At 32.6% G+C, this 16888-nt stretch carries 18 protein-coding genes; 6 read left to right on the top strand and 12 right to left on the bottom strand.

Going from position 1 to position 16888, the window contains the following annotated elements:
* Positions 1 to 75: 75 nt before the first annotated feature.
* From ACJMLH_RS08960 to ACJMLH_RS08940, 5 genes are all read right to left on the bottom strand, one after another.
* Positions 76 to 336: a 50S ribosomal protein L23 gene (locus ACJMLH_RS08960; protein ID WP_405276860.1), complete on the bottom strand. Its 261-nt coding sequence runs from the start codon at positions 334 to 336 to the stop codon at positions 76 to 78.
* A gap of 22 nt (positions 337 to 358) precedes the next feature.
* Positions 359 to 1123 (bottom strand): 50S ribosomal protein L4, encoded by a 765-nt coding sequence (gene rpl4p, locus ACJMLH_RS08955; protein WP_405276858.1) that lies wholly within the window; start codon positions 1121 to 1123, stop codon positions 359 to 361.
* Positions 1124 to 1125: 2 nt separating this feature from the next.
* Positions 1126 to 2136 carry a 50S ribosomal protein L3 gene (gene rpl3p, locus ACJMLH_RS08950; RefSeq protein WP_405276856.1) on the bottom strand — a complete coding sequence of 337 codons (1011 nt, stop codon included), beginning with the start codon at positions 2134 to 2136 and terminating at the stop codon, positions 1126 to 1128.
* A 342-nt stretch (positions 2137 to 2478) separates the two neighbouring features.
* Positions 2479 to 3306 carry a putative RNA uridine N3 methyltransferase gene (locus ACJMLH_RS08945; RefSeq protein ID WP_405276854.1) on the bottom strand — a complete coding sequence of 276 codons (828 nt, stop codon included), beginning with the start codon at positions 3304 to 3306 and terminating at the stop codon, positions 2479 to 2481.
* A 237-nt stretch (positions 3307 to 3543) separates the two neighbouring features.
* Positions 3544 to 4179, bottom strand: coding sequence for an METTL5 family protein (locus ACJMLH_RS08940; RefSeq protein ID WP_405276852.1), 636 nt, complete (start codon positions 4177 to 4179; stop codon positions 3544 to 3546).
* 73 nt (positions 4180 to 4252) lie between these two features.
* Here ACJMLH_RS08940 and ACJMLH_RS08935 point away from each other — a divergent pair, with 73 nt between their 5' ends.
* Together ACJMLH_RS08935 and ACJMLH_RS08930 are read left to right on the top strand one after the other, a co-directional pair.
* Positions 4253 to 5797, top strand: coding sequence for an acetyl-CoA carboxylase biotin carboxylase subunit (locus ACJMLH_RS08935; protein ID WP_405276850.1), 1545 nt, complete (start codon positions 4253 to 4255; stop codon positions 5795 to 5797).
* A gap of 16 nt (positions 5798 to 5813) precedes the next feature.
* Positions 5814 to 6731, top strand: coding sequence for a biotin--[acetyl-CoA-carboxylase] ligase (locus ACJMLH_RS08930; RefSeq protein WP_405276848.1), 918 nt, complete (start codon positions 5814 to 5816; stop codon positions 6729 to 6731).
* Here ACJMLH_RS08930 and ACJMLH_RS08925 read toward each other — a convergent pair.
* From ACJMLH_RS08925 to ACJMLH_RS08915, 3 genes are all read right to left on the bottom strand, one after another.
* Entirely contained in the window at positions 6728 to 7876 is a 1149-nt protein-coding gene (locus tag ACJMLH_RS08925; protein ID WP_405276846.1) for a TIGR03576 family pyridoxal phosphate-dependent enzyme, read from the bottom strand. The two genes, ACJMLH_RS08930 and ACJMLH_RS08925, sit on opposite strands and share 4 nt — an antisense overlap.
* Complete coding sequence (locus tag ACJMLH_RS08920; RefSeq protein ID WP_405276844.1) at positions 7877 to 8209, bottom strand: hypothetical protein; 333 nt, start codon at positions 8207 to 8209, stop codon at positions 7877 to 7879.
* Positions 8210 to 8303: 94 nt separating this feature from the next.
* On the bottom strand, positions 8304 to 8825 hold the full coding sequence (locus ACJMLH_RS08915) for a FumA C-terminus/TtdB family hydratase beta subunit (RefSeq protein ID WP_405276842.1): 522 nt from the start codon (positions 8823 to 8825) through the stop codon (positions 8304 to 8306).
* Between the two features lie 355 nt (positions 8826 to 9180).
* On the opposite strand from ACJMLH_RS08915, the gene ACJMLH_RS08910 reads away from it, so the two are divergent.
* Positions 9181 to 10998, top strand: coding sequence for a DUF2070 family protein (locus ACJMLH_RS08910; RefSeq protein WP_405276840.1), 1818 nt, complete (start codon positions 9181 to 9183; stop codon positions 10996 to 10998).
* On the opposite strand, the gene ACJMLH_RS08905 is transcribed toward ACJMLH_RS08910, so the two are convergent.
* Positions 10993 to 11265: a hypothetical protein gene (locus ACJMLH_RS08905; protein WP_405276839.1), complete on the bottom strand. Its 273-nt coding sequence runs from the start codon at positions 11263 to 11265 to the stop codon at positions 10993 to 10995. The genes ACJMLH_RS08910 and ACJMLH_RS08905 overlap by 6 nt on opposite strands.
* An 83-nt stretch (positions 11266 to 11348) precedes the next feature.
* Between ACJMLH_RS08905 and rqcH the strand changes: the two genes are divergently transcribed.
* Positions 11349 to 13352, top strand: coding sequence for a ribosome rescue protein RqcH (gene rqcH, locus ACJMLH_RS08900; RefSeq protein WP_405276837.1), 2004 nt, complete (start codon positions 11349 to 11351; stop codon positions 13350 to 13352).
* On the opposite strand, the gene ACJMLH_RS08895 is transcribed toward rqcH, so the two are convergent.
* Both ACJMLH_RS08895 and ACJMLH_RS08890 read right to left on the bottom strand, forming a co-directional pair.
* Complete coding sequence (locus tag ACJMLH_RS08895; RefSeq protein ID WP_405276835.1) at positions 13349 to 14068, bottom strand: metal-dependent hydrolase; 720 nt, start codon at positions 14066 to 14068, stop codon at positions 13349 to 13351. The genes rqcH and ACJMLH_RS08895 overlap by 4 nt on opposite strands.
* Positions 14068 to 15288 (bottom strand): hypothetical protein, encoded by a 1221-nt coding sequence (locus tag ACJMLH_RS08890; RefSeq protein WP_405276833.1) that lies wholly within the window; start codon positions 15286 to 15288, stop codon positions 14068 to 14070. Before ACJMLH_RS08890 ends, ACJMLH_RS08895 begins: the two co-directional genes overlap by 1 nt.
* 182 nt (positions 15289 to 15470) lie before the next feature.
* Between ACJMLH_RS08890 and ACJMLH_RS08885 the strand changes: the two genes are divergently transcribed.
* Together ACJMLH_RS08885 and ACJMLH_RS08880 are read left to right on the top strand one after the other, a co-directional pair.
* Positions 15471 to 15677: a class III signal peptide-containing protein gene (locus ACJMLH_RS08885; RefSeq protein ID WP_405276831.1), complete on the top strand. Its 207-nt coding sequence runs from the start codon at positions 15471 to 15473 to the stop codon at positions 15675 to 15677.
* Positions 15670 to 15852 carry a class III signal peptide-containing protein gene (locus ACJMLH_RS08880; RefSeq protein ID WP_405276829.1) on the top strand — a complete coding sequence of 61 codons (183 nt, stop codon included), beginning with the start codon at positions 15670 to 15672 and terminating at the stop codon, positions 15850 to 15852. Before ACJMLH_RS08885 ends, ACJMLH_RS08880 begins: the two co-directional genes overlap by 8 nt.
* Positions 15853 to 15871: 19 nt before the next feature.
* Here the strand turns inward: ACJMLH_RS08880 and fwdF are convergent, their stop codons facing one another.
* On the bottom strand, positions 15872 to 16888 hold the full coding sequence (gene fwdF, locus ACJMLH_RS08875; protein ID WP_405276827.1) for a tungsten-dependent formylmethanofuran dehydrogenase subunit FwdF: 1017 nt from the start codon (positions 16886 to 16888) through the stop codon (positions 15872 to 15874).

Here is a 16888-nt window from a genome sequence, read left to right as displayed (position 1 = left end):
AGAAGCAACACGGTGTGCAGGAGTTCCTCTACCTCTTCTTTGATGAATTAATCGTTTTCCCATTATAATTCCTCCTTAGAATACTCCTATTCTGACAGCGAGTTCTTCTGCCATTTCTTCTTCAACAAGTTTAATGTATGCTACTTTTACACCTTTAGGAGAGATATGAGTATTTACTTTTGCTACTTTTTCGTCGTATAACTCTTCGAAAGCTTTTTTAATTTGTTGTTTGTTAGCTTTACGGTTTACAACAAAAGTAATTTCATTGTTCATATCGATCAAGTTCATGGTTTTTTCAGTAACATGAGGTTTAATAATAATTGAGTATGAATCCATAATAATCACCTATTTTCCAAAATTATTGGAATAAACCTCCTAACTTTTCAACAGCTGACTTGGTATAAACAGTAAGTCTTCCTGCATGAGTACCTGGTGCTAATAATTCAGCATTTAAGTTTTCAACAACTACAACATCTACACCAGCGTGGTTTCTTGCACCTAAAGAAATACCTTTATCTTCACCAACTACAACGAGAGGTCCTTTTACTTTTTTGTATTTTCTTCCTCTTGTTTTTCCTCTACCAGCTCTGATTCTTTTACCTTCTTTAGCACGGATGATATCGTCATAAACACCTAAGTTTTCGAATATTTCACGAGTTTGTTTAGTGGTTTTTACTTCTTCGATGTCATCTTCAACAATAATAGGAACTTGTTCTAAATCTGCTACTTTGTGACCTCTGTTTTCAACAATTTCCTTATTGGTAGTTGCTGCAACAGCAGATCTGATAGCAAATCTTCTTTCTTTTATGTTGATTTTTTCGTGATGATTTTTTTCAGCTCTAGTAGGGTGTGCTTGTCTACCACCAATAGCCATTGGTACAAAAGCTGCTTTAGAACCATTTTTAATCCTAGGTACTCTTGCGGTACCTCTACCTGAACCCCATCCTTTAGCGGAAGTTCTTTTACCTGCCATTGGGTCATTACCCCATGGTTGTACTCTAGCAGATTGTGCTGAAAGTACTGCTCTTTTGATTAAATCTGGTCTATATACTTCATCAAAAATAGCTGGAAGTTCAATTTCTTCTTTGACTTCCCCATTAATAGAATAAACGTTTACTTTCATGATTATACCCCTTGTTTAGATTTTGTACTTATGTAATTAATTTGAGGTATATCCTCAGCTTTATTATTAGGTCTGATTGGTTGTCTTAAGATAACTAATCTTTTGGAAGGACCTGGAAGGGAACCTTTTACTAAGACATAATCATTTTTAACAACACCATATTTTACAAATCCACCATCAGGGTTGATTTGGTCAACTTCATCAGCTGATGCGATTTTTAAAATTCTTTTATTGAATTCAGTTCTTTTATGGTAACCCATTTGACCTGCTTGTGCAACAGTCCACATAGTTCTAGCTGGAGTCCAAGGACCAATAGAACCTACGTGTCTACCTTTACCTGCTCTTACAGCTTTACCATATTGAATTCTAATTCCCCATCTTTTAACTACACCTTGGAATCCTTTTCCTTTTGTAGTTGCAATAGCATCAACAAATTCTCCTTCATTGAAGATTTCACTAGCTTTTACTTCATTACCTAATAATTCTAATGCAGTGTTTAATTTTTCTTCAGGATTGGATCCTCCAATACCACATTCAAATATATCCGGTTTTTTCTTAGGTACGCTAGTTACTTTTGGATTGGTGTGTACTAAAACCCTAATTTCTTCTGTGTTTTCTAATGCACCTTGTATTTTTGCAATAGCTTCAGATTTATTGTATTCCTTAGGAAGAGAAATTTTCCTTGAAAGTTCTTGATCTAAATTGTCTGCAAGTACTTCGGTGATTACTTTCAAACCACGAGAAGTTTTTTCATAAGCTCTAATTCCCATTACTACGACCGGAGGTACTTCCAATACGGTAACTGGAGTGAAAACTTCCATACCATTAGTTGGAGAGTTTTTATCAGTATCAGTGACTAAAGCGTGAGTCATACCGACTTTATAACCTGCGAGGCCGAGTAATTTTGGTTCATCAATTTGAGGCCAAGATTTTACTCTAGGGGTTTCTTTAGCTGCTCTTTTCCTTGGACTAAAAGCAACAGACCCTTTTCTTGGCTGGTGATGTCTTACCATTTATTTTAACCTCCTTATTAATATTTTTCCTTATTTTTTCAATCAATTTAATTTTTTAAATCGAATAGCTAAATGAATAGCTATCATACAAGTTGACAAGAATCATACATAGTATAATCTCATCGAGATAATAAATAGCTGTAAAAAAGATTACAACTAGATAAATATTAAATTTCAATATATTCCATTGAGTTTTTACAAATTGAAGCACAATGAAGAATATATCCAATGTATAAATCATTCTGCGCTAAGCTTATTTTTAGGAGAGTCCTAAAAACATTAATGTATAAAAAGTTGAGCAAGTTATCTATTAGCGTGATAAAACTAATAAATCAAAGAGAATTAAAATCTCATAAAGTTAAATAAAGAAAGTGTAGCGACAACTGCCTCTTCAGTTCTAACAGTTTCTGTTCCCTGATTTGGAATAGTATTTATTTTATACAAATCCCAATTCGGATTGGAAACATCTTCTGCTATTGAAGAATAAGGGCCACCAAATAAAATAGCAATACTTTTACATTCATCTACTTTATGTTTTAATTCATCAAAAATAGAATCAATATAATCTCCATATCTTGTAGTTTCCACAACAAGATCAGGTTTAATTAATTTTAAGCTATTTTTAAGACTCTTATTAGAGGACATTACATTATATCCCCAGTAAACGTCATCTGGTTTATCAGGTGTGACTATTACTTCTTTCTTAGCAATTTTAGTAATCTTAAAGTCAAAAATTTTTTTAACTGAAAGTTGCTCTTTACAGAATGCAAGTTTATCCATACCTATATCAACAAAAGTTCCTTTCTTATTTCTCTTAACAGTGAAACCTTGTCTATAATCCCCCACGTCTGGTTGACTATTAACAGGATGATGAGGAGTCCTAAGCGGTGGAAGAATTCCAACATGCTTTAATTCCGGCCTTATAGGAAATGCTTTTTTCCTCAAATATTGAGGAGTATTCATATAACTCAGAATTTCAGCAATAAAATCTCCATCAAGATCTCCATCTTCATTTTTATCATGATTATCATTATAAATAATCACATTATCTGCTTGAAAAATAGCTAAAGCCCTTCCTAAAATTCCAACCTTATAAGTACGAATTTTAAGGTCTTTAGACTCAGAAAGAAATGAATTTGGAATAAATATAGATAGCTCATCTTTATACATTACTAAACAATATGTTAAGCAAAGTATATAAAGATTACCCTACATTTATATAGCTATCACTAAATAGACTTACACATTTACAAAATATTATATCAATTATAATATCCGTAGCTTCTTATTATGCTACCAACTTTTTTATACTCAGAGAATATATTAATATAAAATATGTGACAACCCCTATATAAAGGTATTGTTTTTACTAATAAATGGCTGAAAAAAATAAAAATTAAATAAAAATTAAAAATCTGTCAATGCCCTAATCGCAATAACATCAACATTCTGTTTTTCTTTTGTGTGAAACTCATAAATCTTAGGAATTGGAAAATCATATCTGAATATATGAGTAATTTCCAAACCATTGTTTTGATAAAACTTAATCAAAAACTCTTCAGTGGATGCCATGTGAAATGAATATAAAACCTGAGGTTCAATTTCACAGGCTTTTTTAACAAACTTTAAATCTTCACCGCCTTTTGCACTTCTTTGTGATCCGAATGGAGGATTCTGAATAATAGTATCTGCATCAAAGCTATTATTAAAATCACAAATATCGCTTAAAATGTAATCTGTGTTGTCGAGATTTAATTTTTGTGAAGTCTCATTTGCCAATTGGATTGAATCGGCATCCACATCCACACCACAGGCCAAATTTGCACCCATTAATGCAGAAGCGATTGTGAAAATGCCGCTGCCGCAACCTAAATCCAGAACATTCATATCTTCAATATCGCCAAGAGAAGTGGCATTCCAGATTAAATCAGAAGCAATTATGGAAGGTGTCGTATACTGTTCGAGACCAACCTTGGGATTAGGATGGGGTGGAATCGATTGAAGTTTCATTTCCAAATGTCTTTTTTTAGTAATTTTCTTCATAAAATCAACATCTTTAATAATTATTTAATATATAATATAATGTTAGTATAAAAAAATTACTTTGAGGTTTCACATGTTTGAAAAAGTATTAATTGCAAATAGAGGAGAAATCGCAATAAGAGTTATGCGTGCATGTCGTGAACTTGGCATTGACACAGTAGCAATTTATTCTGATGCTGACAAAACTTCTTTATATACAAAATATGCTGATGAAAGTTATCCTTTAGGAAATCCGTCACCAGCAAAATCTTATTTAAATATAGAGAAAATTATAGGCATTGCAAATGATTGCGGAGCTGATGCGATACACCCTGGTTACGGATTTTTAGCTGAAAACCCTAGCCTTGGAGAAGAGTGTGAAAAAAATGGAATTAAACTTATAGGACCTACAGGGGACGTAATTAACCAAATGGGAGATAAAATTACATCAAAAGCTCTCATGAAAAAAGCGGGCGTCCCTGTTATTGAAGGTACTCCTGAAGGAATCAGTGATATTGAAGAAGCAAAAGAAATTGCAAAACAAATCGGATATCCTGTTATTGTAAAAGCTTCAGCAGGAGGTGGAGGAATAGGTATGCGTGCAGTTTACAAAGAAGAAGAACTCGTGCAGGCTATTGAAACTACACAATCTGTTGCAGGTACAAACTTCGGAGATTCGACTGTATTTATTGAAAAATATCTAGAAAGCCCACGTCATATTGAATTCCAGATATTAGCAGACGAACATGGTAATGTAATTCACGTTTGTGACAGAGAATGTTCAATTCAAAGAAGACATCAAAAGCTTCTTGAAGAGGCACCTTCCCCAATCATGACTGATGAATTAAGGGAACAAATGGGAAGCAGCGCAGTAAAAGCTGCAGAATATATCGGATATACCAGTGCAGGTACTGTTGAGTTCTTATATGACAATGGAAACTACTATTTCCTTGAAATGAACACACGTATACAGGTAGAACATCCAATTACAGAACTTATCACCAACACCGATTTAATCAAAGAACAAATTAAAATCGCAGCTGGTGAAGAATTGACCTATGCCCAAAATGATATTCAAGTTTCAGGACATGCAATTGAATGTCGTATTAATGCTGAAGATCCATTGAATGACTTTGCACCAAATCCTGGAAGAATTACAGGTTACAGATCACCTGGAGGACCTGGTGTACGTTTAGACAGTGGAGTTTATATGAATTATACAATTCCAACATTCTATGATTCAATGATTTCCAAATTGATTACCTATGGTAGAAATAGGGAAGATGCAATTACTAAAATGCAAAGAGCATTAAGAGAATACATCATTTTAGGTGTCAGAACCACTATTCCATTCCATAAAGCTGTTTTGAAAAATCCAAATTTCATTTCAGGAGATTTGAATACTCACTTCATCGATTTACATAAAAAAGATATTGACGTTGAAATGGTCAATGTTATTGAAGAGGATGCAGAGTACGTAAACAAATTAAAATCAACTTTCATGCACAGTAAAAAGATAGCTGCAATTTCAGCTGCTGTCGGGTCATACCAAAATCAGGTTAAACATCAGCATGATGTTAAAAGACAAAAAGATTTTAAAAAACAGCAAGAAAATAAAAAGAAAAACCAACAAGAGTGATTTTGGAGATTAATTAATGCGAAACGAAATTGTAAACTTATTAAAAAAAGAAAATAAACTTTCTGAAAAAACAATAAGTGAAATATCAAATATTGAAATCGATGACTTTTCACAAGTCATAAAAGATCTTGGAAACGAAGAAACAGAACACATTAAGAAATCTGAAATTTTAAAAGATTTGAAAACAGACTACATCGGTAAAGAATTATATGTTTACAGGGAAGTTGAATCAACAAATACCGTTGCAAAATTCTTATCAATGCACGATGTAGAAAATGGAACTGTCATAATCTCTGAAAAGCAAACTAAGGCAAAAGGCAGATCAGGAAAATCATGGGAATCTCCATTGGGAGGAGTATGGCTGTCAATCATATTAAAACCCGATGTTGACCAATCCAAATTCCCAATGATTACACTAGCCACAGGAGTGGCAGTTGCAAAAACTCTTGAAAAAGTAGGTGTTGAAAATCCTGAGATTAAATGGCCTAATGACATAATGATTAACGGCAAGAAGGTCTGCGGAATATTGACTGAAGCAATAGCCAAATTCAATACTGTTGAAAATGTCATTATTGGAGTGGGAATTGATGCAAATTTAGAAGTGTCCCAATTCCCTGAAGAATTACAGTCAGGAACAACAACCCTTAAAGAAGAACTTAAAAGAGAAGGAAATGAAAACCTTTTAATTAAGATATTCTTAGAAGAATTCGAAAAAATTAGTGAACTTTTCAATCATGAAGGATATGAAACTATCCTAAAAGAATGGAGAAAACGTTCATATTCCATCGGAAAAATAGTTGAAGTAAGAGAACCATTTAATACTTACTATGACGGTTATGTTGTAGGAATCAATAAAGAAGGAGCTCTTATAGTTGAAAAAATTGATGGAACCTTGAAAAAAGTAATTTCCGGAGAATGTATTATCAAAAACTAAAATACAATCTCCCTACATTTATCTTCATTAATAACTACTTCTTGTAGCTTATTAAATGAAGATTCTATTTTTTTACATAAATCATTTAAATCAAGATTAAATGCATCATTAGTAGATAAATCAAAACGTATTGTAGCAGATGCACCAGGCATTGAAACTGCAGGAATTGTAATAATTCCATAATCTTTCAATAAAATAAATGAAAATACAAAAGCCAAATCATTATCAGACAAATTATGCTGAACGGTTATTTCACTGGCCAAACCTTCAGGAGAAATCATGACACCTGTAGGAGTAGTTTTAAAATTACTGAATTTTTCATTTAACAATTCAAACAGTTCGTCTTTTCTAGAAAAACTGTTTATTAAATTATTTTCATCAAAATGTTTAATACCATTTACCATTGCAAGAACAGCCGGAGGTTGCGCTTCAAGACCGAACTGATTGACTTTAACCTTAATTTCATCAATTAAATCTTTACGACCTGCCATAAGCCCCCCTCTTGGACCCGGCATTAATTTATCTGTACTGGTAATTGCAATATCCGCACCCAAATCACATGCTTTAGGCTGATTGAAAACAACTGTTCTAAGTCTTGCACCGGATGCATCATCAACCATGACCGGTATATTCCTTTCATGAGCCATTTCAATGACTTTCCTAAATTCATCTTCATCAATCACTTTATGGTCCATTGTTGAACCTGTTACAACAACCAATGAAGTATTTTCAGGTATTGAAAATTCATCAAAAACATCTGTTTCAAAGTAATTTGCACCAACTAAACTACAACTTCTTGGAATGGATGGATGTGCAGGTAACTTGGCAAGATAATGTACTACATTGGAATCTTTACTAACAAGAGCTAAAATTGTTGCCAATATTCCAGATGAAGTCCTATTTAATGGTAAAATTTTTTCTCCACCCATATGGTCCTTTCCAACATCCTGCAATTCCTCTTCGAAAATAGCTGGACCAACATATGTTTCCAAAAGACTGATTTCAGAAGGTGACGCTATAAAACCCCCAGATAAACCAGTTAAATCATAAAGTGAAGATCTACCAATTTCTTCGACTATATTCTTAATAATAGAAAGAGCCTTTTCTCTTTTTTTTACTTCATCTAAAGAATTATTAATTATCATCTAATCAGAGTCATCTAATTTTAATTTGTAATCATCAAAGAATTCCAATATCGCTTTTAATTGTTTTTCATTAACATCTATTGTAGTGTATTCTTCTGTTTCGGGAATCATATATGCATATTCTGCAAATAAGATTTTACCATCAGGATTAGTGATAATACTTATTTCATCCATAAGTTTTTCAGGATTCTTATTTTGGAATTCTATTCTAAATGTAGTGCCCATTTTTTGAGAAAATTTTTCTTTCTCTTCAGGTTCTCTGTTACATTTCCTAATTTTTGTCATTCTAGATTTCAATTTTTTTTCCGCTAATACATCAATATCATCAGCCATAATTACACTTCCATAAATTCTTATAAAAATTAATGTAAATTAAAATATACTATAAATTCAATTATATATAAGCATTTAGCTTTTAATCTAAAAATCAGTCATATAAACTATTACCATGACTGTCCATTGCCACTATAAGGGGTCCAAAATCTTTAACTTTTAAATTCCACATTGCTTCAGGCATTCCCAAGTCCAGCCAATCCACACTTTCGATTTCTTCAACAGCATCAACATATAATGCAGCACAACCTCCAGTAGCCACGACATAAATCGCCTCATTTCTGACTAATGCTTCACGAACAGTATCGTCCATTCCTCCTTTGCCGATGACAATTTTAGGACCCATATCCAAAACATCACTTTGGTAAGGATTCATCCTCATTGAAGTTGTAGGACCGACAGCAACCATCTCATATTCCCCATCTTTTTTAGAAATGATTGGCCCTGCATGGAATAAGACAGCACCTTCAATATCCAATGGAGCCCCCTGCTCGAGTAAACGTTTATGAGCCTGATCCCTTGCAGTTAAAATATTTCCGGTTAAATAAACTACATCCCCCGCATTTAATTCAGATAAATTTTCATCTTTAATTGGAACATTCAATTTTCTTTCCATTTTTACACCTTGACATTATAACTAATTTTAATTAAAAAAATATTAGATTTCTATCAATATATACAACTTTTAGATTTAAAAATTTAATGGGCAAAAATAATGTATAGTACAATAATTCAATAAATCTAATTTTGACATACCAGCAATCCATCATTGAATTTTTTTTATTATTAACTTAAATTGAATTTGTTCAGGATAATTAATATTAAATTTAATATAAGATTGTGACCAAATCTATATTAAAGAATATCACAGATTGATTAATGGAAAATATAAAATTGATTTTGATAAATTTAATATATTTGTTATGACTAACTTTTATATGTATTAGAGAAAAAGTGTAGGACAAAATATCATGTCAAGTATGAGTAGTGTTGCAGGATTATCAAAGTATATTACAACCTTGCCAAAAACTAAATATTCGATTTTGGGAATGATAATAATCAGTTTTATCATGGGAGGTTTATATTATCTAATCGACTTTATCCCTTACGGAATATTGGGAGATATAATATACGGAGGCATATTCGGTTTGATGGTATTTGGGTTTACATCAATCATGAGCGGTGCCCTCAACCAACAAACAATCAGCGGCCTTAACGGAATCAATTTAAAGATTAAACATTCAATGTTCCTGTCAGCACTTTCAATGACATTTTTATGTTTAGTGATTGTTGTCGGAGGAATTATTTCCAGAATAACCGGATGGGATTTATTCTTAAATTCCCTACTTTTCGGCTGTGTCATGATATATGGATTTAATACTTTGGTCTTCTGGGCAACCTCCAAGGTAAGGTTTACCATTGCGGCAGGAGCCGGTTTGATTCAGCCTTTATTAATCCTAGCAATGTATACATTAATTGCATTTTTAGGTGCGGATGCAAGCTTTATCGGACCTGTTATTTTTCAGATTACTGTAAAAGCAATTATTGCCGGAATAATATTTGTTCTTGCAATTTATGCATTCATAAAAGTCATTGCTTCACCATTTAAGAAAAACCTGGGAATCGGTGTTTTGGATTTATTGAGTTTATTCATTGCACATATGAATGAAGGGTCAAACTCCCTTGAAGGATTATTCGAAAATATGAGTGAAGCTATTGATACTGTCGTTACTTTCATTAGTTTTAAAACTGAAGAAGGAATTAAAGCATTATTCATTTCCCCATCAGTTCATCCAGGCCCTCTTGGAGACTTGGGAGGATCAAACATGCCAACCATCCTTGCAAATAAATTTAATCACTTTACAATGGTGGCACATGGTCCTTCAACACATGATTTTAACCCAATTGCAGTTTCTGAAATCGATAAAATAGAAGAAACCGTAAAAAAAGGTTTGAAAAAGGTAACCTATTCACCAAATGCAAGCAGATTTGTCAGATACAATTCTGAGAATGCAAATATAGGTGTTCAATTTTTCAATGAAGGAATGGTCATTTTATCCACTTTTGCACCTGAAGCCGTTGATGATATCGAATTTGGTGTAGGATTGACCATGATGGCACAAAGTAGGAGCAGGTGTGCAGTAAAAGACTCTGTTATTGTGGATTGTCATAACTCATTTGCCCCTGAAAGTGGAGAGGTTCTTCCTGGAAATTCAGAAGTGTTCGATTTGATTGATGTTATCGACAAAATTAATCCAGATCAAAATAAAGATTCAATTAAAATAGGCTGCTGGCAAAATGACATGCCTGATTTGGATAAACAGGAAGGTGTCGGTGAAAGCGGCATAAAAACCATGATTATCGAAGTGGATAATCAAAGAACCGCATATGTTCTATTTGATTCCAATAACATGGAAATTGGATTTAGACAAGAAATAATGGATGCAGTGAAGGATTTGGATATTGACGAAATAGAAGTAATGACAACCGATACCCATACCGTAAATACAATCTCAAGAGGATATAACCCTATCGGAATCGCAAAAAGACAAAGAATAATTGAATACGTTAGAGAAAGTATTCAAGAAGCTCTTAAAGATTTAGAAAAAGTAGAAGTTGGAACTGGAACCGAAAAGATTAGAAATCTTAATACTTTTGGACCAAACAATTCAACCGAATTGATATCTACAATCAGTTCAGTTGTGGCCGTCAGTAAAATTATAGCTCCAGTTTTGCTTATTACAGCATTATTAATAGTGTTTATGTGGATTTTCTTTGGGGGATTATAAATACATTACAAATAATGTATATGAAATAACCCAAGTGAAAAAGAACGGTGAAATTCCATCCCATAACCATTGGGAGAAACCGGAAATTTCTTCACCAGCTATCTTTTGACAGAATTGGCCGACAAAATACAATATAATTAATGCAACAAAGCCTGCAAAAATTTCATTTTTAAATCCAAACCAACCTACTGTCAAACCAGTTGAAATCAAAGCTGCAATAAGACCAAAAATAATATGAATTGTTGTAACTTTTACAGTTGTGTCCATTGATATCCTCCATAATTAAATATATTAATATAATTTTAGTGATTATAATATATTAAAGTATTGATTAATTAAGGTGTTTTATAATGAAATCCATGTCTAACGTAGACATTTATACAATAAGTGATGAATTGAATAAATTATTAAGTGGTGCAAGAGTAGATAAATCATTCCAACCAACTAATGATATCGTTGTAATTAGATTTCACGTTGCAGGAACCGGTAGAGTTGATCTAGTGATGCAATGCGGCTCCAGAATACATACCAGCCAATATCCTCTTGAAAATCCAACCAATCCACCAACATTTCCCATGCTTTTAAGGAAAAAAATAAAGGGAGCGCATGTGGAAAGTGTGAAACAGCATAATTTTGATCGTGTAGTGGAAATCAAAGTCAAAAAAGATAAATACTATACACTAATTGTTGAATTATTCGATAAAGGAAATATTATTCTTTTAGATGATGAAAACAATATCGTTTTACCATTGAAAAGAAAACATTGGAGTGACAGAGACATAAGCTCCAAAAAAGAATACATATTCCCTGAAGAAAGAGGAATAAATCCAATCAGCGTCAGCGAAGATGAGTTCAAAACCATCTTTGAAGAGGACAGTGACGTCGTAAGAACCCTCGCAAGAAATGGTTTGGGCAGCCTCTATGCAGAAGAAATCATAAAGAGAGCTAATGAAATAACTGAAATTGATAAAAATACGCCTAATGGCGAGTTAACTGATGCGCAGCAAAATGCATTATATGAAAGTCTTAAAAAATTATTCGATAATTTGAAAAATGAATCTGCTAAACCTCAAATTGTTAAAAATGAATCAAAGGAAGATGTTGTACCGCTGGATTTGATAAAATATGATGATTTTGAAAAGACATATTATTCAAACTTCAATGAAGCATGTGATGAGTTTTATTCAAAAAAGATAAACACCGGCATAAAAGACATTAAAGAAGCGGCATGGAATAAAAAAGTAAACAAGTTTGAAAAAAGATTGCGTTTACAAGAAGAAACACTTGATAATTTTAACACTACTATCGAAGAATGTCAACATAAAGGAGAGGTTATTTATTCTAATTACCCTACCATCGAAAACATAATAAATGTTGTCAACTCAGCAAGGAGTAAGGACTACTCTTTTAAAGAAATTGGTAAAATCCTGAAAAATGCTAAAAAAGATGGCATGGCTGAAGCTCAAATTTTCGACTCAATAGATAAATTAGGCGTTTTAACTTTAGACATTGACGATACTAAGCTAATCATTGATCCAAAATTGCCTATTCCTGAAAATGCTGAAGTTTATTATGAAAAAGCCAAAAAAGCAAAAAGAAAAACAAAAGGTGCATTAATAGCTATTGAAAATACCAAAAAACAGCTTGAAGAAATAAAAGCCAAAAAGGACATAGCCATGGAAAATATTTCAACTCCTAAAAAGAGAGTTAAGAAAAATCTGAAATGGTATGAAAAATTAAGATGGTTCGTAAGCTCAGACAATATTCTGGTGGTTGGAGGCCGTGATGCAAATACAAATGAAAGCATAGTGAAAAAATACTTAGACCCAAAAGACATTTACTTGCATGCAGATATACATGGTGCATCATCAACTGCAGTAAAATTAAACGGCCATGAATTAAATGACAATATTCTTAAAGAATCAGGGGAATTTGCAGCATCATTTTCATCTGCTTGGTCATTGGGTTTCACATCTCAAGACGTATACTGGGTGAATCCGGAACAAGTTTCAAAAACACCTGAATCCGGAGAATTTTTAGCAAAAGGATCATTTGTCATAAGAGGGCACAGAAATTACATTCGAGGTGCAAGGGTAAAAATAGCTGTCGGTATTGTAGATTATGAAGGAAAACGAATAATGGCAGGACCAATTGATGCACTTGAAGCACATTGTGAAAACTTTGTTGTTCTAAAACCAGGATTTACAAAAAAAGAAGCAATAGCAAAAAAAATACTTGGAAAAATCAATGAAGACGATTTGTTAACTCTTGATGATATTGTAAGGGTGCTGCCTTCAGGAAAATGTGACATAGATGAAGAATATCATCAAAGAAAAAAATATGAAAAAAATTAATCCTGATAGTCTTCAGGATTAAATTCAAAATATTCATCAGGATTCATAACCACTACATCGATATTAGGGTTAAACTGACTTACAAAATTGGCAAAAATTGCAGGGTCTTGTTCTATAGGCGGGAAAGTATTATAATGCATTGGAATAACTACCTTTGGATTTAACCACATTGAAGCAAGAGCCGCTTCGAACGGACCCATTGTAAACTTATCACCAATAGGAATCAATACTACATCAGGCTTGTAGATTTCACCAATAATACCTTTCATATCACCAAACAAACCGGTATCTCCGGCATGGAATATTTTAGTTCCATCTTCAAAGGTTATTAAAAAGCTAGCAGCAGAACCTCCCGGAGTGATTTCCTCTACAATATCAATATCGGATGAATGTTTTGCATCAAGCATTGTAAATTTAATATTTCTAAATATAAATGATCCACCAATATTTACACCAATGTTTCTAATACCCTGTTTAGCTAAAAAGAGTGAAATTTCATGAATACAAGCTATAGGTGCATTAGTACTGTTAGATATTTCTAATGCATCGCCAAAATGGTCAGAGTGACCATGAGTGATTAAAATAATGTCAGGGTTGAGTTCCTCAACAGGAACTTCGCAAGCAGGGTTATTGCTAATAAATGGATCAATTAAAATCTTTACATTATCATCACTGATAATTTCAAAAGCTGAATGCCCTAACCATCTAATTTCCATTATGCTGCTCCTCCCATAGCACCAATAATAATAGATTCGTCTAAATTAGAAGCAATGTTCCAAGTTTTTTCAAAATTGGCTCTTATGTTTGAAATAGAATTCCTATCATCATAAATTGCTCCATATTCAAAATCATTTTCTCCTTCAGAGATTATCATTGCGTGAGAATCATCAGCAATCAAATTGACTGTATGTACTTTAGGAACTGTTTTAATGTGTACTCCCTGTTTTAGAAGAGATGAAATTAAAAACATGTAAGACATGTCAGAAATATCAAATTCATCAATGATAACCCTGGAATATATTGTTGGAACATGTGATAAGAATCTGTCTGACAAATCCCTCAAGGAAGGGATTTCCAACATGATTTCTTTATTAACATTGCCAGCCAATTGATCAAAAGCTTCTTGTGAAGTTACTAAACCAGTACCAGAAATTACATAACTTTTAAGTAATTTTGGAACCGGTAAACTTTCAGGATTGTTTAAATCAATTTTAATGTCCCTAGGTTCTGCAACTTTAGGAACTTCCTCAATTTGAGGTTCAACATGTTCTGGAACAATAGGTTCTTCAGCCAATACTTTAATAATTTCGTCAGATTTATCATTAGCATCGTTAAACTGAGGAATTTCTTCAACAAAATAATTTCCTTCACGTTTTTTAGGAGCTCTAGTAACTTTCAATGGTTTTGCATAGCGAGGAGTGAAAGTTAATTGTCTATCAAAGTCAACATCAGCTTCTTCTTGAGGAACAACATTTAAAACAGATTTTGATGCAATGTCCTCATAATCCTCCCTAAGATATTGGTCTGTATCATATTCTTCAAATTCATCCAATACCAAATCATCATAACCTGAATCATCATATTCATTAAATTCATTCCTAGGATTTAATGAAGGTGGATTATTTTTAGTTTTTCTTTCAAATTTTGGTAAAGAAGGTCTTGTAAAAGAAGAGGAAGATTTTCCTAAAGAAGATGACTTTCCTATTGAAGAATCGTTAAATTCATTTGAAGTTAAAAAGTCTTTTAGCATATTTGTAGTCCTATCCGCATTATATTCTACAAAATAGCTAATGATTAAGATTATTCCGACGATAGAAATGATTAGACCAACTATCAGCAGAATATCTAATAAATTATATACACTTGTCTCATATGCTATGAGAATACCAATTACAAATAAAATAAAACCTGAAACTAATTTTATAGTATTTCCCATGTTTTCACCCTTAGTTTAAAAATCACTCTATTATTTTAACTATTATAGAATATCTACAACACCATTTATAAATTTAATGGAAAAAAGGGGCAAAAAATGGGAAAAAAAATTTACAGTAATACTTTTTTATAAGATAGTAATATTAATATAGAAAAAAATACAATATTAATTTGGTGAAAACTATGAAAAATATGAACTTATTCATCAATGAAAATTCAGGTCAAGGAGCAGCAGAATACATTCTCCTATTCGGAGGAGTTATTGTAATTGCTCTACTTGCACTGACCATATACAGATCATATATGGACACTAGTGACAGAAGTTTGAAAGCAAAAGACGACATCATGGACGTCAGGAACACCATTCTTGACAACAGGACCCATGTATAATCAAAAATTAGACAACAAAGGACAAGGAAGTGCCGAATTAATCCTAATTATAGGAGGATTACTGATAATAGTACTCTTTGTTGGAAGTTATATGTCTAATATAACTCAAAAAACCCAATCTAACATTAATGATTTGCTAAAAAAAGAACGAGAATATTTAATAAATAAAATTTGAAAATGGAGAGTAAAACTCTCTATTTTCCATTTATCATTGAACTTAAAATTTCTTTCCAGGATTCTGAATTGATATTGTCTAACTTCATAGCAGTTCTTGTTAAAACTCTGAGATCTTGTGGACATGCAGTTACACAAGCACCACATAAGTTACAGAAGTCTAAATTAGTAACTGATTTTCCGTCAACAATTGTTACGGCATTACAAGGACATACATCTTGACAAGCATGGCAAGCAATACCTTTACAAATTTTTTCATCCGCTTCATTCTCAACTAATTCCAATTTACCGTCAAATGGTTTAGTTACTGTAATTGCATCTACAGGACAAATTTCAGAACACCATGAACAGCTTACACAAGTATCTTCTGCAATGAAAGTGTTACCTGTGATTTCAGGTTTAGGAATTTCTTCTCTTAACATACAAGTAGAACAAATTTGTCTAATTGCATTTTCAGGACAAACTCTTTTACATACTCCGCATTGTACACATTTTGACAAATCCACTTCAATGGAATTATTCAATAAATCCACACTGGATGTAGGAGTATTACTGATTACAATTGCTTCTGCCGGACATAAATCAGCACAGAAAGAACAGTAGATACATTTTTCTTCATCTATTGAAATTTCTCCTCTAATTAAAGATACAGCATCTGGAAGATTTCTTTCGAAGATAATTGAATCTCTAGGACATACTGAATAACATCTGCCACAGTATATACATTCTTCATCATCAACTTTTGATTCAACATCCCAAACTGGATAATTACCCAATTTTTGAATGTTTACATTATCAATCTCCAATGATAATGAATCAAACGGACAAGCAACTGAACATAATCCGCAAAATACACAAGTGTCTGCATTAACTGAAATCAAATCCATTTCAATTAAACCTCTAGCAATAGGAACAAGAGGTCCTAATCTTAAAGAAGAAGTTGGACAAACATCAGTACAAATCCCACAACCTACACAATTTGAATCATTGTAGGATAATTTACGGTGTTCTTCACCATTTCTTTCAATATTAAACAT

The sequence above is a fragment of the Methanobrevibacter sp. genome, from assembly GCF_045116495.1.
In the GTDB taxonomy this organism is placed as follows: domain Archaea; phylum Methanobacteriota; class Methanobacteria; order Methanobacteriales; family Methanobacteriaceae; genus Methanocatella.
The sequence above is the reverse complement of the archived record's forward strand: the minus strand, read 5'-3'. Positions and strand labels throughout refer to the sequence as shown.

What these genes read in the sequence shown, in the direction of transcription:
- ACJMLH_RS08880 (WP_405276829.1), top strand. Translation starts at nt 15,670, where the DNA reads ATGTATAATCAAAAATTAGACAACAAAGGACAAGGAAGTGCCGAATTA.
- ACJMLH_RS08960 (WP_405276860.1), bottom strand. Translation starts at nt 336, where the DNA reads ATGGATTCATACTCAATTATTATTAAACCTCATGTTACTGAAAAAACC.
- ACJMLH_RS08945 (WP_405276854.1), bottom strand. Translation starts at nt 3,306, where the DNA reads ATGTATAAAGATGAGCTATCTATATTTATTCCAAATTCATTTCTTTCT.
- ACJMLH_RS08940 (WP_405276852.1), bottom strand. Translation starts at nt 4,179, where the DNA reads ATGAAGAAAATTACTAAAAAAAGACATTTGGAAATGAAACTTCAATCG.
- ACJMLH_RS08910 (WP_405276840.1), top strand. Translation starts at nt 9,181, where the DNA reads ATGTCAAGTATGAGTAGTGTTGCAGGATTATCAAAGTATATTACAACC.
- ACJMLH_RS08925 (WP_405276846.1), bottom strand. Translation starts at nt 7,876, where the DNA reads ATGATAATTAATAATTCTTTAGATGAAGTAAAAAAAAGAGAAAAGGCT.
- ACJMLH_RS08890 (WP_405276833.1), bottom strand. Translation starts at nt 15,288, where the DNA reads ATGGGAAATACTATAAAATTAGTTTCAGGTTTTATTTTATTTGTAATT.
- ACJMLH_RS08885 (WP_405276831.1), top strand. Translation starts at nt 15,471, where the DNA reads ATGAAAAATATGAACTTATTCATCAATGAAAATTCAGGTCAAGGAGCA.
- ACJMLH_RS08915 (WP_405276842.1), bottom strand. Translation starts at nt 8,825, where the DNA reads ATGGAAAGAAAATTGAATGTTCCAATTAAAGATGAAAATTTATCTGAA.
- rpl3p (WP_405276856.1), bottom strand. Translation starts at nt 2,136, where the DNA reads ATGGTAAGACATCACCAGCCAAGAAAAGGGTCTGTTGCTTTTAGTCCA.
- fwdF (WP_405276827.1), bottom strand. Translation starts at nt 16,888, where the DNA reads ATGTTTAATATTGAAAGAAATGGTGAAGAACACCGTAAATTATCCTAC.
- rpl4p (WP_405276858.1), bottom strand. Translation starts at nt 1,123, where the DNA reads ATGAAAGTAAACGTTTATTCTATTAATGGGGAAGTCAAAGAAGAAATT.
- ACJMLH_RS08920 (WP_405276844.1), bottom strand. Translation starts at nt 8,209, where the DNA reads ATGGCTGATGATATTGATGTATTAGCGGAAAAAAAATTGAAATCTAGA.
- ACJMLH_RS08895 (WP_405276835.1), bottom strand. Translation starts at nt 14,068, where the DNA reads ATGGAAATTAGATGGTTAGGGCATTCAGCTTTTGAAATTATCAGTGAT.
- ACJMLH_RS08930 (WP_405276848.1), top strand. Translation starts at nt 5,814, where the DNA reads ATGCGAAACGAAATTGTAAACTTATTAAAAAAAGAAAATAAACTTTCT.
- ACJMLH_RS08935 (WP_405276850.1), top strand. Translation starts at nt 4,253, where the DNA reads ATGTTTGAAAAAGTATTAATTGCAAATAGAGGAGAAATCGCAATAAGA.
- rqcH (WP_405276837.1), top strand. Translation starts at nt 11,349, where the DNA reads ATGAAATCCATGTCTAACGTAGACATTTATACAATAAGTGATGAATTG.
- ACJMLH_RS08905 (WP_405276839.1), bottom strand. Translation starts at nt 11,265, where the DNA reads ATGGACACAACTGTAAAAGTTACAACAATTCATATTATTTTTGGTCTT.